This window comes from Sutcliffiella horikoshii (genome assembly GCF_002157855.1).
GTDB classification, from domain to species: domain Bacteria; phylum Bacillota; class Bacilli; order Bacillales; family Bacillaceae_I; genus Sutcliffiella_A; species Sutcliffiella_A horikoshii_C.
On the sequence record NZ_CP020880.1, the window covers coordinates 69,501 to 84,910 of the forward strand.

Consider the following 15,410-nt stretch of genomic DNA (forward strand, 5'->3'; position numbering starts at 1 on the left):
CACATGGCGAAGACTCCTGCGGGAGGTAGCACTTCGCGGAGACCCCGCAGGCTTGCCGAGGAGGCTCCGCAAGTGCCCCGTGGAAAGCGAAGCCTAGTGCGGAAATCACCAGCGGTGTTTAACAGACATTTAATAATAGGGGGAGTTAGAAAATGCGTTTAGATAAATTTTTGAAAGTATCAAGAATCATTAAGCGTCGTACACTTGCTAAAGAAGTGGCAGAACAAGGACGTATCTATATCAACAACGTACAAGCGAAAGCCAGCAGCAATGTAAAAGCGGGAGATGAATTGAAGATTCACTTTGGCCAAAAAATCGTTACTGCTTCCATCGACAACATTCAGGAGAATGCGAAAAAAGAAGACGCAGCCATGATGTACACGATTGTAAAAGAAGAAAGAGTGGAACAAACCGAAGAGTAACGGACAGGCTTGTTCTAAAAATATATCCCTCTCATATACATGTACTATCTTCAAGTACTAGATGGGTGAGGGATGAATATGAACCAATACTATGATCCGAATCAAGGAAACAAGCAGACTGTCCAAGAGCAAGACATCGTGATGAGAAGCCGCAGAATGTTGGATATCACAGGTGTAAAGCAAGTGGAAAGTTTTGATAACGAAGAGTTTCTGCTCGAAACCGTCATGGGATTTCTCTCTGTCAGGGGTCAAAACCTTCAGATGAAAAACCTAGATGTAGAAAGTGGCGTCGTTTCCATCAAAGGTAAGATCATGGAAATCATTTATTTAGATGATCAACAGGCGGAGAAAGCTAAAGGGTTCTTTAGTAAGTTGTTCAAATGACACTTACCACCCAACTTTATACAATGCTTGCCATGATTGGGATGGGGGCATGGCTTGGAGCGGCCATCGATACGTATGGACGTTTTCTGAAACGGGAAAAAAGAGCCAAATGGGTCGTGTTCATTCACGACATCCTGTTTTGGCTCTTGCAAGCCCTTATAGGTTTTTATGTTTTACTAAGGGTCAATGAAGGGGAAATCCGTTTTTATATTCTCATTGCACTCGTATGCGGCTTTGCAGCTTATCAAAGCTTATTCCGGTATTTTTATTTAAGCCTGCTAGAATCCATCATACAACTTGTCATCAATTTGTATCGTTTCTTGGAAAAGATGGTAAGAATGCTGATAGTGAAGCCCATTCAACTATTAGTACAAGCACTTATCGTATTATTATTAGGTATTTGGAAGTTCCTTTACTCAACAGTCCGTTTTCTGCTTTTGGTCATTTGGCGGATTGTTAAAATTTGTTCATTACCATTCAGGTGGATCCTTATGCTAGTATGGAAGTTGGTCCCGAACGTTGTCAAAAAATATTTACACATTGTTTTCAAAAAACTTGAAGGATTTTTCACACTAGTAAAGAATAGGAAACATAGTATAATAAATAGAGTAAAGAACTTTTGGAAAAAGCGCTAGGAGAGGAATGATAAGATGAGCGCGGCAAAAGATGAAAAGGTAGCAAAAATCCATTCCGATTATTCCAAACAAAAACAGGACCAGCAATTGAAACAACAAAAAAGACGCCGTGGACTTTATCGCCGTTTATCATTATTCTTTTGTTTAGCATTAGTCTTTGGAATACTAATGGGAAAAACACTCTTCGACCAACGAGCTATTCTTCAAGAAAAAGAAGATAGAAAAGAAGTAGTCGCACAAGAGCTGGCAAAACTGAAAAAAGAACAACAGCGTTTAGAAGAGGAAATTGTAAAACTGAACGATGATGATTATATTGCGAAGATCGCACGTAGAGATTATTTCATGTCAGAAGAGGATGAAATCATCTTCAATATGCCTGACGATTCGTCGTCAGATTAGTCGTCATATTGACACCTCAATTTTGCTCTAGGTATAATGGTAGGTAAAGTGATTTATTTTTATGATTTTAAGGAGGAGCATTTTTTTTATGTCAATCGAAGTAGGCAGCAAGTTACAGGGTAAGGTAACAGGTATAACTAATTTTGGCGCGTTCGTTGAGTTGCCAGGAGGAACTACTGGTCTTGTTCACATCAGTGAAGTTGCAGACAACTATGTGAAGGATATTAACGACCATCTTAAAGTTGGTGACGAAGTACAGGTGAAAGTAATCAACGTGGAGAAGGATGGCAAAATTGGTCTATCCATTAAAAAGGCAAGCGACACGTATCGTGAGCCACAACCACGCTCTGCTGCACCATCACAACGTCCGAACAACAATCAACAACGCTCAAATCAACGTCCACCACGAGGAAGAAGAGAAGAATTCAAACCAAAGGAAAACTTCGAACAGAAGATGGCTAGATTCTTGAAAGATAGCGAAGATCGTTTATCTACCCTGAAGCGTAGCACGGAATCAAAACGTGGAGGTCGTGGAGCAAGTAGAAAGTAACTTGCTGCTGAAAATCTCATATATAAAACGTAATGTTTGAGCACGCCCTGGATTATTGAGGGGCGTGTTTTTTTGGGTTTGGTAGGGGGGAGTTCTAGGACGGGTTGATTTCCGGTCCAGGCGCTTCGCTTTCCTGCGGGCGGTCCGGGAGCCTCCTCGGCTTCGCCTGTGGGGTATTCCCTGTCCCTTCCTCCCGCGGGAGTCTTCGCGCCTTCCACTACAATCAACTAAGGTTATTCATTCAGCAAGGGGGAAATTTACCTTAGGGTACTATAATGGATAAATCTCTTTTATGATGGATATATCGGCTTTACAATGGATATATCATTTTTGCAATGGATATATTGGCTTTACAATGGATATATTCCATTTACGATAGATAAACGAATATTCTCGCTAAATATGAATAGTTGGAACAGTTAATATGGATGGATCGACCCCGAAATAAAAAGAAAGTTACCCAAAACCACTTTTAGAAAGTGCCCAAACACAAAAAAGCTGCCACAGTATCAGGTATTCCCTGAAGCTGTGGCAGCTTTTATTTTATGACCCATACGGGATTCGAACCCGTGTTACCGCCGTGAAAGGGCGGTGTCTTAACCGCTTGACCAATGGGCCTTATAAAGTTGGTAGCGGCGGAGGGAGTCGAACCCACGACCTCACGGGTATGAACCGTACGCTCTAGCCAGCTGAGCTACACCGCCAAATTTATAAGTGTTTCATTAGATTCACTGGCGACCAGTGTTAATGGTCTGTGTCCCTTCCTCTGCAAGTAAAGCCAGGAAGTGAATCCGTCGGGACAACTCGAAGCAAATTCGGTGAAGTGTCGCTCGTCGCTACACCGCCAAATTTATAAATAATGCAGGAGAAATTAGTAATCTCTCACAAGACACAAGAATTATCATACTAACTTATCATTCATATGTCAATACGTTTTAAAAATGTAAGAATAATTAGAACATTATCCTAGCAATTACCTAGAGAAGTTACAAAAACTGATGAGAGTGAATAGCAAATGCGATGATTTCATGACAGCTTTTCCCTCTTTTCCTTGTAATACGTCGAACACTTCTTAGGTTCTGGACGGTTCTTTTGACAAATCTTTTCCTTTTGAGCTTGTATAATGACCCCAATAGATAAAATATGGGAGTGGATATCATGCAGGGACTAGAAAGAGATTTGGGGGAACCGGTTTCCAATCTTCAGTTTGGGAAAATCAGAAAAACATTTATGAAGTCGATCCATACGACGAAAACGAAACTTACGTCCATTCTATTTCACCAAGGATTTCTTTTAGTCTTTATCGGGTTCTTACTCGGACGAGCTTTAATCCTTAATGAAATCACACCGTTTGCATTACCATTTTTTGCAGCTGTGTATTTTTTGAAAAAGAAACGGGCGGGACTCACATTAATTGCCTTAATGGTCGGATCGGCCACTATCTCGGCACTGACCGCCGCCTATGTGCTTGGTGGGATGATATTATTTGTTCTCCTTTTCAAATGGGCACAGGCATTAAAGATAGAGCCTCTTAAGGCAATGCCGTTTCTAGTCTTCCTCTCAGCCTTTCTATCCAAGACAACGATGATTTATTTTACAACAGGAATTGTGACGTATGATTGGCTGATGATTGGAGTAGAGGCGGGGCTTGGATTTATCCTCACACTCATCTTTTTCCAAAGCCTGCCGCTCATCACCATGAGGAAAAAGAGACAGGCATTTAAAACAGAGGAAATTATTTGTCTCATTATTTTGTTCGCTTCGGTTTTGACAGGGACTATCGGCTGGACAGCCTATGATCTATCTGTTGAACATATATTATCTCGATATCTTGTACTAATCTTTGCTTTTGTCGCTGGAGCCACCATTGGTTCGACGGTTGGCGTGGTGACAGGTCTCATTCTAAGCTTAGCAACTGTATCCAACCTATATCAGATGAGTTTGCTGGCTTTTGCCGGTCTGTTAGGAGGGCTGTTACGGGAAGGAAACAAGCTTGGTGTATCGGTGGGACTGCTTCTAGGCACATTACTAATCGGCATTTATGGGGAGGGGATGACGCTGCTTGTTCCTACCATCATGGAGTCGATGGTAGCTGTTGCGCTCTTTCTGCTAACCCCGCAACGGGCTATTGCGAACCTGGCTAAATCCATTCCCGGAACAGCCGAACATACAGCAGAGCAACAGCAATACATGCGGAAGATCCGTGATGTGACTGCGAATAGGGTGGAACAATTTTCACACGTTTTCCAAGCGCTATCCAACAGTTTTTCAAAATTTCAATTTGAACATCCAAATTCGGAAAAAGAAGTGGATCTCTTTTTGAGTAATGTTACAGAGAAGACGTGTCAAAATTGCTTTAAAAAGGAGCAGTGCTGGACACAGAATTTCCAGAAAACCTATGATTATATGACTCACTTAATGGAGGATACAGAGGAAGGAACCATCAGTCTCAATGTCAAACTGCAAAAGGAGTGGGATCGTCATTGCGTCAAAGCAGAGAAAGTAAAAACCGTAATCAAAAACGAGCTGGCCCAGTTCCACGCGAGTGAGAAGCTGAAAAAACAATTAATGGAGAGTAGGAGGTTGGTAGCTGATCAATTAATGGGAGTTTCACAAGTGATGGAGGATTTCGCAAGGGAGATTCAGCGGGAGAGGGAGAATCACTATGTACAGGAAGATCAAATACTAGATGCCCTCCAAGCGTTCGGAATTGAAATTGAACAAGTCGAAATTTACAGCGTCGAGCAGGGGAATGTGGATATTGAAATGACCGTTCCATACTGCGAAGGGCGGGGTGAGTGTGAAAAACTCATCGCTCCGATGCTTTCAGATATATTGCGAGAGAATATTATCGTTAAAAAAGAAGAGTGTAATGCGGATAACAATGGTTACTGTCATGTATCATTCGGCTCTGCAAAAGCGTTTGTAGTCGACACAGGCGTTGCGCATGCCGCAAAAGGAGGAGGACTGATATCGGGGGATAGCTATTCCACAATAGAATTAGGGCATGGAAAATACGCCATTGCCATTAGTGACGGGATGGGAAATGGTGAGCGTGCGCACTATGAAAGTAAAGAGACATTAAAGTTGCTTCAAGAGATTCTACAGTCTGGAATCAAAGAAAAAGTAGCAATCAAATCGGTAAACTCGGTCCTATCATTAAGGACGACTGATGAGATTTTTACGACGCTCGATCTAGCAATGATTGATCTTCAAGATGCTTCTGCTAAGTTTTTGAAAGTTGGTTCGACTCCAAGTTTTGTGAAGAGGGGAGATAAGGTAATTAAAATTGAAGCAAGTAATCTACCAATGGGTATTATTCAAGAATTCGATGTGGACGTCGTGAGTTCCCAGTTGAAAGCTGGTGATCTACTGATTATGATGAGCGACGGAATTTTTGAAGGACCAAAGCATGTAGAGAACTATGATTTGTGGATGAAGAGAAAAGTATCCGAAATCAGAACGGACGACCCGCAAGAAATGGCAGATATCATTATGGAGGAGGTCATTCGAACAAGATCTGGTCAGATCCAGGACGATATGACGGTTGTGGTAGCAAAAATAGAGAGGAATATTCCGAAATGGGCAGCCATTCCTGCCTATCACTATTTATCCAAAAACCAAGGAATGAAGGAGGCGCTTTAAATGTTGAAAATTTTATCTAGAATGGTAACGGGTCTTGTGAAAGAAATGGGCAGCCGTCGTGAGATTGTGGAGGTAATGGAAAGTAAAAATGTTGGTGTGGTGTCCGTTGGTCCTAAGAAAATGCTGGGGAGACAAGCTCTGAAGCTTGCAAGCACGGCAGAGATCATGCTGGGAAGAGGGGCCAACCAATTAGGTAATGCCGGAAGCGTGATGAGGAGAAAGATGAATTCACTGGCAGTGATTGCCCGAAATGTGATGGACAAAGAGATTAGTCTTTTATCCAGAATGAAAGCAACGAACGAGAATGGAAAAGAAAAGATTCTGTCAGCAATGCCAAATGAACCAGTGTCAGGGAAGGAACGAATAGGCCAACTCTCTAAACTGCCAATCTATCTACAAGCAGAGTTCAAGTTTGCCCTAGCATTAATGAGTAAAAAGGAAGTGGTTGGGGTGAATACCTCTTAGAAGGTAAATTGCGTACAAAAGGTATAAATTAATTCTGTTTCGTCCATGATGGCTAATGTAAATTATACGCATTAGGAGGGGACGAAACGTGTATAAAGGAACGTTAAAACAAATTTTATTAATTACAGATGGATGCTCAAACTCAGGGGACGACCCAATTGCCATGGCAGCCCTTGCGAAGGAGCAGGGTATTACAGTGAATGTTATAGGGGTGATGGATGAGGATACGATAGATGAAAGAGGAATGCAAGAGATAGAGGGAATCGCAATGTCTGGTGGCGGCGTCAGTCAAATTGTGTATGCCAAAAACTTATCTCAGACAGTCCAGATGGTGACCAGAAAAGCGATGACCCAAACTTTACAGGGGGTTATTAATAAGGAGCTTCAACAAATATTGGGTTCCGAAACTTCCATGGAGGATCTTCCGCCGGAGAAACGCGGGGAAGTGATGGAAGTGGTGGATGAACTGGGTGAAACGGTTTCCCTGCAGGTGCTGATTCTTGTTGATACTAGTGCCAGCATGAAGTCCAAGCTTCCAACCGTCAAGGAAGCACTTTTGGATTTGGCGCTGAGTTTGAATGCAAGAATTGGTGATAACCAGTTTTCAGCCTTTGTTTTCCCGGGAAAACGCCAAGAAGTGGAGAAGATCTTAGATTGGACACCGAGATTAGAATCGCTGTCCAGTATTTTTCCAAAACTATCGACAGGTGGGATCACACCAACAGGTCCTGCCATTCAAGAAGCCATTCCTTATTTTAAAGAAACACGTAACCTGAGGAGCATGATTTCCGATGATGAACAATACTATGAAGAATCCGGTAGGTAATCTGCCTCAAGGGACGACCATTATCGGAAAATGGCATAAAGAAAGATACACCATTGTCAGAACACTCGGGTACGGTGCGACGGGGTATGTATATCTAACCAGGAGTTCAAAGGGATTAGCTGCATTAAAAATAAGTGAAAACAGCATGTCCATCACTTCTGAGGTTAATGTCCTGCGTCATTTTTCGAAGGTCCGAGGGTTCTCCCTGGGGCCTTCTTTGTTAGATGTCGATGATTGGGAGCAGTTGAGGGGAAAACAATCTTTCTCCTTCTATGTCATGGAATACCTGGAAGGGGAGCCTCTTCTCTCTTTTGTTCAGAAGAGAGGGATGGAGTGGGCAGGTATTTTGATTCTTCAATTACTTACAGATCTCGAAACGCTCCATAAAGAGGGTTGGGTATTTGGAGATCTGAAACCAGATAATCTCATTGTGACGTCAACCCCTCCTAAGGTACGTCTTGTAGATGTCGGGGGAACAACCCAGCATGGCCGGGCGATTAAAGAATTCACGGAGTTTTTTGATCGGGGGTATTGGGGACTGGGATCTAGAAAGGCAGAAGCTACGTATGATCTTTTTGCTGTAGCGATGATCATGATACATATCTGTTACCCGAAACAGTTCCAAAAGAACGGGGAAAGCGGACTCAAGCAGTTGGAAGAGCAGATTGACAAAGAAGTTTGGTTGAAAAGGTATAAAGTTGTCCTGATGAGAGCGTTAGCTGGTGAATATTCCTCTGCACAGGAAATGAAAAGCGGAATGCTTTCTGTTATGAGCCAACGAAACTCAAGCGCCTCTCAAAAGGGGGCGGCACAGCGAACGGTAAACAACAAAGCTAAACAAGGACCTGCCTCAAGTACGAGTCGAGCCTCTAGAAGCGGTGACAGTACACAAAGGCAGCCAGTTCCAACAAAAACATCAAGTAAAGGATGGATGGAAACTGCCGTGCTGTTATCGGTCATACTGTTTGCATATTTCTTCTATTTATACGGCCAGATAATGTAGGAATAAGCGTTTTGAGGATGTGTTTGAGGGTATAAAGCAGTATGGATGTTTTTGGATAAGCATCTATTTTTGCAGGAGAAGAAGTCAAATGGTAGGATAAAATAGAAATTATACGCGTAGATTAAAGGAATGGGTACACTTTATGTGGGAAACTGTCTCGACATTCATAGATAAATATGACTTGCTGCCATCCCACTCAACTGTGGTGGTTGGTGTCAGTGGCGGAGCAGATTCCATGGGTTTGCTTCATTATTTGGATTCCATTAAAGAAGCTAAACGCTTAAAGCTGGTGGTAGCCCACGTCGATCACATGTTCCGAGGGGCGGAATCCGAAGAGGATATGGATTTTGTGAAGGAGCAATGTGAAAAGAGGGAAATTCTATTTGAAGCAGAACAAATAGATGTGTCTGCCTATCAAAATGAGAAGAAGCTCTCCGTTCAAGTTGCAGCAAGAGAATGTCGCTATGCTTTTTATGAAAAAGTGATGAGGAAATACCGAGCTGACGTTCTCGCGCTCGGTCATCATGCAGACGATCAAGTGGAAACCATTCTGATGAGACTTGGAAGAGGATCATCGATGAGTGGATATGCCGGCATTCTTCCGAAACGGAATTTTGGAGCTGGCGTAATCGTAAGGCCGTTCTTGACAGTCACAAAGTCTGAAATCATGGAATATCTAAAAGCACATGAAGTTCCATTCAGGCAGGATCCAAGCAATGACAAGGACGCGTACAGAAGAAACAGGCTGCGGCATCACATTCTGCCAATTCTGAAGGAGGAATTTCCCGGGCTTCATCAGAGGTTCCAAGCTTTCAGCGAGCAGATACAAGAAAGTGAACAATACATAGGGGCATTAATGGAAAAGGAATGGATTGACGTTATTAAGAGTAAAGAGAACGATAGGGTGGTATTGGACAGAAAACCTTTGCTTTTCATGGCTAAACCTTTACAAAGGCGAGGGATTCAACTAATATTAAACTATCTCTATAATAATGAAATCCCTCCATCTCTTTCCTCTATACATATTGATAATTTATTATCCTTATTGGAAAGTGAACACCCTTCTGGAAGGCTGCATTTCCCAAATGGCTTACAGGTTATCAAATCCTATAATGAATGCATATTGACATTTGATAAGGATAAATGTGATAAAGCCTACAAGCATCTGCTTGAAGTCCCTGGTTATGTGAAGCTGCCAACCGATTTTATGATCACCAGCGAGATTTGGACACAAGATAAACCTCAAGATGTCAAAGAAAATCAAGCAGTGATCGATTTATCGAAAGTCACCCTTCCACTATATGCAAGAACCCGTCTTGACGGGGATCGAATTAAGCTGAAGGGGACAAACGGCTCCAAAAAAATCAAAAGCATCTTTATTGAAGGTAAAATACCTCTGGAACAACGAGATACATGGCCTTTAATCGTCGATGCCAACCAAGAGATTTTATGGATGCCCATGCTTAAACGTTCTACTTTTGAAGCAACAGAGGAAATGGTGGGTCCTGTTTTAGTATTAACATGTAAGACGAGTCAAAAAGTTTGGGAGGCAACAAAGAAATGAACAAAGATATCGAAAAAGTACTCTTTAGTGAAGAAGAGCTTCAAGTAAAGGTTAGAGAATTAGGTGCACAATTAACAGAGGACTACAGTGACCGTTTTCCTTTGGCAATCGGCGTATTAAAAGGCGCAATGCCTTTCATGGGCGACCTTATCAAACGTATGGATACATATTTAGAAATGGATTTCATGGACGTTTCAAGCTACGGAAACTCCACTGTTTCCTCTGGTGAAGTGAAAATCCTAAAAGACCTGGATACTTCAGTAGAAGGAAGAGACATCCTTATTATTGAGGACATCATCGACAGTGGCTTGACGTTAAGCTACCTAGTGGAACTATTCCGCTACCGTAAAGCGAAATCCATCAAGATTGTTACTCTGCTTGATAAACCAAGTGGAAGAAAAGCCGATATCACAGCTGACTATGTTGGGTTCATCGTACCAGATGAGTTCGTTGTAGGATATGGCCTTGATTATGCTGAAAAATATCGTAACCTTCCGTATATCGGAGTATTGAAACCTGAAATTTATTCTAACGTAGAAGAATAAGCTATCCCAATACAGATTCCTTGAATTGGATTAATTTACTATGTTACTATTGGTTTAGTTTGGCTATCGTGGGAGGAGGTAAGGGATGAACAGAATATTTCGTAATACCATCTTTTATTTATTAATATTTTTAGTGGTCATTGGTGTTGTGAGCTTTTTCAATAGCCCTGACACGAGCGAAAAACCGATCACCTATAATACATTCATCCAGAATCTTGAAGAAAATAAGGTGGAGGAATTCACCATCCAACCAACGCGTTCGGTGTATGAAGCACGCGGTAAGTTGGAAGGCGCTAAAGAAGGAGAGACATTTGTAACGGTCTTCCCGAATAGTGCCAGTGCTCTAGAGCGCGTGGAAAATATTGCAGAAGAACAAAACATTCAAATGACAGTTGACCCGGCGGAAGAAACAAGCGGTTGGGTAACCTTCTTTACTTCCATCATTCCTTTTGTCATTATCTTTATCTTATTCTTCTTCTTACTTAATCAAGCACAGGGCGGCGGAAGTCGTGTCATGAACTTTGGTAAAAGTAAGGCAAAGCTGTATAGCGAAGAGAAGAAAAAAGTTAAGTTTAAGGACGTTGCAGGTGCAGATGAAGAAAAGCAAGAGCTTGTCGAGGTTGTGGAATTCTTAAAGGATCCACGTAAATTCTCTGAGCTTGGTGCCCGTATCCCTAAAGGGGTTCTGCTTGTCGGACCTCCTGGTACAGGTAAAACGTTACTTGCAAGAGCAGTTGCTGGAGAAGCTGGCGTGCCATTCTTCTCTATCAGTGGTTCTGACTTTGTGGAAATGTTCGTTGGGGTCGGTGCATCCCGTGTACGTGACCTTTTCGAAAATGCAAAAAAGAACGCTCCATGTATCATTTTCATCGATGAGATCGATGCAGTAGGTCGTCAACGTGGCGCAGGCCTAGGTGGAGGTCATGATGAGCGTGAACAAACATTAAACCAATTGCTTGTTGAAATGGATGGTTTCGGAGCGAACGAAGGTATCATCATCGTTGCCGCAACGAACAGACCGGACATTCTTGACCCGGCATTATTAAGACCTGGTCGTTTTGACCGTCAAATCACTGTCGATCGCCCTGACTTGAAAGGCCGTGAAGCAGTACTAAAAGTACATGCGAGAAATAAGCCTTTTGATGATAGTATCAATATGAAGACGATTGCGATGCGTACCCCTGGATTCTCCGGGGCGGACCTTGAAAACTTGTTGAATGAAGCTGCACTTGTGGCTGCTAGACGCGACAAGAAGCATATTGATATGTTGGATATTGATGAAGCTATTGATAGAGTTATTGCTGGACCTGCTAAAAAGAGCAGAGTTATCTCCAAAAAAGAGCGCAATATTGTTGCCTATCATGAAGCAGGTCATACCATTATCGGTGTCGTGTTGGATGAAGCGGATACGGTGCATAAAGTTACAATCGTACCACGTGGGCAGGCTGGCGGTTATGCGGTCATGCTTCCAAAAGAAGATCGTTACTTTATGACAAAACCCGAGCTATTAGATAAGATCACAGGTCTATTAGGTGGTCGTGTTGCAGAGGAAATCACATTTGGCGAAGCAAGTACTGGTGCCCATAATGACTTCCAACGTGCTACAGGAATAGCTCGTAAAATGGTTACAGAATACGGAATGAGTGAAAAACTTGGTCCATTGCAATTTGGTCAAGCTTCAGGAGGGCAAGTCTTCCTTGGTCGTGATATTCAAAATGAGCAAAACTACAGTGATGCCATTGCACACCAAATTGACATGGAGATTCAACGTTTCATCAAAGAGTGTTATGAAAGAGCCAAGCAGATTCTTACGGAAAACCGTGATAAGCTGGAGCTTGTAGCACAAACGCTATTAGAAGTTGAAACACTTGATGCAGAACAAATTAGACACCTATATGACAAAGGGAAGCTTCCAGAACTTCCTGTAAAAGCAGACGGTGGCGATGATGTAAAAGTGAACATCAACTCTAAAAAAGATGACATCAAAACTGAATCGACTGACGAAAACAAACCTGAATAAACAAAAAGGTGCCTGGAGTAAAATTCAGGCACCTTTTTTATGTAATCCTAAGGTGAATAGAATACCCCTGTTGACTGAAGTGCAGGGGTGAGACTCCTGCGGGGGAGAAGCGGCATTGTTGAGACCCCGCAACGAAGTGAGGAGGCTCAAGGTCGCCCCGCGGAAAGCGAACCCCGGAACGAAAGGAAACAGGAGTAAATCCTAAAACCAGAATCTTGTCGAATCATGATTTCCCGAGGAATAATTATTTCTATTGAGTCAGTTAGGTTACCATATAGTATAATGAAACTAATTTTAAAGCATGGTGGGGATATAAATGTTATTTGTGTTAGATGTCGGAAATACCAACACCGTAATTGGTGTATATGACGGAGAAGAACTTAAACATCATTGGCGTGTCGAAACAAGCCGCAACAAAACAGAAGACGAATTCGGGATGATCTTCAAATCCCTGCTCGAACATGTAGGCTTAACCTTTAAAGACTTCGAAGGAATCATCATTTCTTCCGTTGTGCCACCAATCATGTTCTCCCTTGAAAGAATGTGCCAAAAATACTTTCATCTAAAACCACTCATCGTAGGACCAGGAATCAAAACAGGTTTAAATATAAAGTATGAAAACCCAAGAGAAGTAGGAGCCGACAGAATCGTCAATGCCGTGGCGGGGATTCATCTTTATGGAAGCCCCTTAGTGATTGTGGATTTTGGAACCGCAACTACCTATTGCTACATAAACGAGGACAAGCAATATATGGGCGGGGCAATCGCACCGGGAATCAGCATTTCCACAGAAGCGCTATACTCCCGTGCATCCAAGCTTCCAAGAATAGAAATTGCCAGACCAGATGGAGTAATAGGCAAAAACACCGTAAGCGCGATGCAAGCGGGCATTCTTTTTGGCTATGTTGGCCAGGTTGAGGGAATCGTAAATCGAATGAAGAAACAAAGTGATGTAACACCTAAAGTTATTGCAACCGGTGGTCTTGCTGCCCTTATCGGCAATGAGTCAGATGTTATTGATGTTGTGGATCCTTTCTTGACGTTAAAGGGATTGCATTTAATTTATATGAAGAATACTAAAGAGGATTGAAACACGAAAGGAGCTAACTAACATGTCAGACTATCTCGTAAAAGCTTTGGCTTTTGATGGCCAAGTACGTGCATATGGAATTAGAACAACAGAAACTGTGGGAGAGGCTCAACAACGCCATCAAACATGGCCAACAGCTTCCGCTGCATTAGGCCGTGCCATGACTGCATCCGTTATGATGGGAGCAATGCTAAAAGGTGAAAATAAACTTACCGTGAAAATAGATGGCGGTGGGCCTATTGGGGTAATTTTAGTCGACAGCAACGCAAAAGGCCAAGTTCGCGGCTATGTTACCAACCCTCAAACGCATTTTGACTTGAATCAGCACGGCAAGCTTGATGTGGCGCGTGCGGTCGGAACCAACGGAACACTTTCTGTTGTTAAAGACCTTGGACTAAGAGAGCATTTTTCCGGTCAAACAGAATTGATTTCAGGAGAGCTTGGAGAGGACTTTACTTATTATCTTGTTTCTTCCGAGCAGGTACCATCTGCAGTCGGAGTTGGGGTACTTGTTAACCCCGATAATACGATTCTTGCAGCTGGAGGTTTCATCATTCAACTTTTACCGGGAACGTCAGAAGAGACGATCACCGTAATTGAAGAGAAAATAAACAATATGACCCCTGTTTCCAAGTTGATTGAAAGAGGCTTAACGCCGGAAGAACTTTTGACAGAAATCCTTGGAGAAGGAAATGTTAAGGTTCTAGAAACCATGCCGATAGAGTTCAAATGTACATGTTCAAAAGAACGCTTCGAACAAGCGATCATTTCTCTAGGAGAAAAAGATATCACAGAAATTATTGAGGAAGACGGTCAAGCAGAAACACACTGTCACTTCTGTAATGCCAAGTATCTTTTCAGCAAAGAAGAATTAGAAGCGATGAGGGAACAAGTAAAAGGCTAGGGGGCACATATGAACGAAAAGCGGAGATTAAAACAAAAGTGGGTATGGAATATTATCTTTGGTCTCGTGATTATTAATTGCCTCACGCTAGCAGTAGTGGTAAAGCAGACTTTCTCCTTGAGAGAGGCATCTGATGCAAGTGCATTCGTTAATGGTCAGGCGAATATCGTTGCAACAGTGGGTGATACGGTCATTACAAGAAAAGATATGTTAGAGGAACTTGAAGGTATGTATGGGCAGGAAATGCTCACGAAAATGGTTAATAATGAAGTGGTCAAACAAATTGCGAAGAAATATAAAGTGACGGTTTCGGAACAGTCGGTCGACAGAGAATGGAAAATGATCAAAACAATGTACAGTCGTTCTCCTTTGCATACAAATACTTCTGAAGAGCTGGTGAAGGAGCAGATTCGTTCCAGTTTATTGCTTGAAGAACTGCTTGTGAAGGATGTCAACATACCAGAAGCTGAGCTTGAAAGTTACTATGAAGAGAACAAGCAGCTTTATACGATAGAGGACGCTTTTCATCTCTCGCATATTATCGTAGAGACGAAGGATGAGGCAGAAGCTGTTGTAAAAGAATTAGAGGATGGATCCAATTTTACTTCCCTTGCAATGGAAGTCTCAACAGATGAGTTGACGGCAAACCAAGGAGGCGATCTTGGGTTTTTGACGCATGAATCGCAAGTGTATCCGACAGCCTATATGACAGAAGCTGCAAACTTAAAAGAGAACACGTGGAGCGATCCAATTTCTGTTGATGAGAAGTACGCTATCATTTACCTTCATGAAAAAATGGATGGCGTCACGTATTCCTTTGATGAAGTTAAAGACCAGATTCGCCGACACCTTGCGATGGAACATATGGACGGTTCTGTAGATGCCTCCATCTTCTGGGACGAGGTTGGGGTGGAGTGGAACCTACCGTCTGCACAATAGGTCGAACCAAATAAATTGA

The 15,410-nt window shown here is 42.4% G+C and carries 15 protein-coding genes and 2 tRNA genes; 15 read left to right on the plus strand and 2 right to left on the minus strand.

Features of this window, described 5'->3' with window-relative positions:
• Window positions 1-152: 152 nt before the first annotated feature.
• The 5 genes from B4U37_RS00335 (at window position 153) to B4U37_RS00355 (ending at window position 2,390) form a co-directional block, all read left to right on the plus strand.
• On the plus strand, window positions 153-422 hold the full coding sequence (locus B4U37_RS00335) for an RNA-binding S4 domain-containing protein (RefSeq protein ID WP_010191401.1): 270 nt from the start codon (window positions 153-155) through the stop codon (window positions 420-422).
• A 78-nt stretch (window positions 423-500) separates the two neighbouring features.
• A complete protein-coding gene (gene yabP / locus B4U37_RS00340) occupies window positions 501-806 on the plus strand; it encodes a sporulation protein YabP (protein WP_010191403.1) in 306 nt (101 codons plus the stop codon).
• Window positions 803-1,441, plus strand: a complete 639-nt coding sequence (gene yabQ / locus B4U37_RS00345) for a spore cortex biosynthesis protein YabQ (protein ID WP_088016643.1) — start codon at window positions 803-805, stop codon at window positions 1,439-1,441. Before yabP ends, yabQ begins: the two co-directional genes overlap by 4 nt.
• Window positions 1,442-1,456: 15 nt before the next feature.
• Window positions 1,457-1,840, plus strand: coding sequence for an FtsB family cell division protein (locus tag B4U37_RS00350; protein ID WP_088016644.1), 384 nt, complete (start codon window positions 1,457-1,459; stop codon window positions 1,838-1,840).
• Window positions 1,841-1,928: 88 nt separating this feature from the next.
• The gene (locus B4U37_RS00355) at window positions 1,929-2,390 is read left to right on the plus strand and encodes a S1 domain-containing RNA-binding protein (protein ID WP_088016645.1); all 462 of its coding nucleotides are present in this window, start codon (window positions 1,929-1,931) and stop codon (window positions 2,388-2,390) included.
• Window positions 2,391-2,936: 546 nt separating this feature from the next.
• Here the strand turns inward: B4U37_RS00355 and B4U37_RS00360 are convergent.
• Window positions 2,937-3,008 (minus strand) — tRNA-Glu (locus B4U37_RS00360).
• Between the two features lie 9 nt (window positions 3,009-3,017).
• A tRNA-Met gene (locus tag B4U37_RS00365) sits at window positions 3,018-3,094 on the minus strand.
• Window positions 3,095-3,548: 454 nt separating this feature from the next.
• Here B4U37_RS00365 and spoIIE point away from each other — a divergent pair.
• From spoIIE to B4U37_RS00415, 10 genes are all read left to right on the plus strand, one after another.
• Window positions 3,549-6,035, plus strand: coding sequence for a stage II sporulation protein E (gene spoIIE, locus B4U37_RS00370; RefSeq protein WP_088016646.1), 2,487 nt, complete (start codon window positions 3,549-3,551; stop codon window positions 6,033-6,035).
• Window positions 6,036-6,500: a hypothetical protein gene (locus tag B4U37_RS00375; protein ID WP_088016647.1), complete on the plus strand. Its 465-nt coding sequence runs from the start codon at window positions 6,036-6,038 to the stop codon at window positions 6,498-6,500. It abuts the gene before it with no gap.
• Window positions 6,501-6,588: 88 nt separating this feature from the next.
• The gene (locus tag B4U37_RS00380; protein ID WP_010191415.1) at window positions 6,589-7,326 is read left to right on the plus strand and encodes a vWA domain-containing protein; all 738 of its coding nucleotides are present in this window, start codon (window positions 6,589-6,591) and stop codon (window positions 7,324-7,326) included.
• A complete protein-coding gene (locus B4U37_RS00385) occupies window positions 7,292-8,329 on the plus strand; it encodes a protein kinase domain-containing protein (RefSeq protein WP_088016648.1) in 1,038 nt (345 codons plus the stop codon). The genes B4U37_RS00380 and B4U37_RS00385 overlap by 35 nt, the downstream gene beginning before the upstream one ends.
• Before the next feature lie 142 nt (window positions 8,330-8,471).
• Window positions 8,472-9,893 carry a tRNA lysidine(34) synthetase TilS gene (tilS, locus tag B4U37_RS00390; RefSeq protein ID WP_088016649.1) on the plus strand — a complete coding sequence of 474 codons (1,422 nt, stop codon included), beginning with the start codon at window positions 8,472-8,474 and terminating at the stop codon, window positions 9,891-9,893.
• Window positions 9,890-10,438: a hypoxanthine phosphoribosyltransferase gene (gene hpt, locus B4U37_RS00395; RefSeq protein ID WP_010191424.1), complete on the plus strand. Its 549-nt coding sequence runs from the start codon at window positions 9,890-9,892 to the stop codon at window positions 10,436-10,438. Before tilS ends, hpt begins: the two co-directional genes overlap by 4 nt.
• A gap of 85 nt (window positions 10,439-10,523) precedes the next feature.
• The gene (gene ftsH / locus B4U37_RS00400) at window positions 10,524-12,458 is read left to right on the plus strand and encodes an ATP-dependent zinc metalloprotease FtsH (protein WP_088016650.1); all 1,935 of its coding nucleotides are present in this window, start codon (window positions 10,524-10,526) and stop codon (window positions 12,456-12,458) included.
• A gap of 316 nt (window positions 12,459-12,774) precedes the next feature.
• Window positions 12,775-13,548, plus strand: coding sequence for a type III pantothenate kinase (locus B4U37_RS00405; RefSeq protein WP_088016651.1), 774 nt, complete (start codon window positions 12,775-12,777; stop codon window positions 13,546-13,548).
• A 22-nt stretch (window positions 13,549-13,570) separates the two neighbouring features.
• Complete coding sequence (gene hslO / locus B4U37_RS00410) at window positions 13,571-14,452, plus strand: Hsp33 family molecular chaperone HslO (protein ID WP_088016652.1); 882 nt, start codon at window positions 13,571-13,573, stop codon at window positions 14,450-14,452.
• 9 nt (window positions 14,453-14,461) lie between these two features.
• The gene (locus tag B4U37_RS00415) at window positions 14,462-15,391 is read left to right on the plus strand and encodes a peptidyl-prolyl cis-trans isomerase (RefSeq protein WP_088016653.1); all 930 of its coding nucleotides are present in this window, start codon (window positions 14,462-14,464) and stop codon (window positions 15,389-15,391) included.
• The last annotated feature ends 19 nt before the right edge of the window (window positions 15,392-15,410 follow it).

What these genes read in the sequence shown, in the direction of transcription:
- yabQ (WP_088016643.1), top strand. Translation starts at nt 803, where the DNA reads ATGACACTTACCACCCAACTTTATACAATGCTTGCCATGATTGGGATG.
- B4U37_RS00415 (WP_088016653.1), top strand. Translation starts at nt 14,462, where the DNA reads ATGAACGAAAAGCGGAGATTAAAACAAAAGTGGGTATGGAATATTATC.
- hpt (WP_010191424.1), top strand. Translation starts at nt 9,890, where the DNA reads ATGAACAAAGATATCGAAAAAGTACTCTTTAGTGAAGAAGAGCTTCAA.
- B4U37_RS00405 (WP_088016651.1), top strand. Translation starts at nt 12,775, where the DNA reads ATGTTATTTGTGTTAGATGTCGGAAATACCAACACCGTAATTGGTGTA.
- B4U37_RS00355 (WP_088016645.1), top strand. Translation starts at nt 1,929, where the DNA reads ATGTCAATCGAAGTAGGCAGCAAGTTACAGGGTAAGGTAACAGGTATA.
- B4U37_RS00335 (WP_010191401.1), top strand. Translation starts at nt 153, where the DNA reads ATGCGTTTAGATAAATTTTTGAAAGTATCAAGAATCATTAAGCGTCGT.
- B4U37_RS00350 (WP_088016644.1), top strand. Translation starts at nt 1,457, where the DNA reads ATGAGCGCGGCAAAAGATGAAAAGGTAGCAAAAATCCATTCCGATTAT.
- B4U37_RS00385 (WP_088016648.1), top strand. Translation starts at nt 7,292, where the DNA reads ATGATGAACAATACTATGAAGAATCCGGTAGGTAATCTGCCTCAAGGG.
- yabP (WP_010191403.1), top strand. Translation starts at nt 501, where the DNA reads ATGAACCAATACTATGATCCGAATCAAGGAAACAAGCAGACTGTCCAA.
- hslO (WP_088016652.1), top strand. Translation starts at nt 13,571, where the DNA reads ATGTCAGACTATCTCGTAAAAGCTTTGGCTTTTGATGGCCAAGTACGT.
- spoIIE (WP_088016646.1), top strand. Translation starts at nt 3,549, where the DNA reads ATGCAGGGACTAGAAAGAGATTTGGGGGAACCGGTTTCCAATCTTCAG.
- tilS (WP_088016649.1), top strand. Translation starts at nt 8,472, where the DNA reads ATGTGGGAAACTGTCTCGACATTCATAGATAAATATGACTTGCTGCCA.
- ftsH (WP_088016650.1), top strand. Translation starts at nt 10,524, where the DNA reads ATGAACAGAATATTTCGTAATACCATCTTTTATTTATTAATATTTTTA.
- B4U37_RS00375 (WP_088016647.1), top strand. Translation starts at nt 6,036, where the DNA reads ATGTTGAAAATTTTATCTAGAATGGTAACGGGTCTTGTGAAAGAAATG.